Genomic DNA, 365 nt, shown 5'->3' with positions numbered 1-365 from the left:
GAAAAAATTTGTGGTAAAAAATTAGTGACGGGCTACAATTTGGCCAATGGTATTTTATTTTGCTTTTTAGCAGGATCTATGATTACCGTTTCGGCAACTGCGGTAGGGATTCCGTTTGACATGCCCATGCCAAAACTGACCGACACCTTACCCAACGGTATTACTTGGGTGATAATTGTTTTATTAATTGGTGCTGTTATATCAGTAATTGCTGCTCGTGGGTATGATACCGTTACCAAAGCCGCCAACTGGATGTCGCCAATTATTGTTATTGCTTTTGTGGCTTGTGGAATTGTGGCTTTGAAGCAACTTGGTGTGGCTAGTTTTTCTGATTTTTGGAATATTTGGGGGGAAGGTTCTGAACC

General features: G+C 41.1%; 1 pseudogene. It reads left to right on the top strand.

The features are described from left to right. Nucleotides 1–365, top strand: a pseudogene (locus FGM02_RS18305) (hypothetical protein); the annotation flags it as partial.

Origin of the sequence: Flavicella sediminum (genome assembly GCF_006381105.1) — a bacterium.
GTDB lineage: Bacteria > Bacteroidota > Bacteroidia > Flavobacteriales > Flavobacteriaceae > Flavicella > Flavicella sediminum.
Note: the sequence above shows the minus strand (reverse complement) of the source record. Positions and strands in the feature narration are given on the sequence as shown.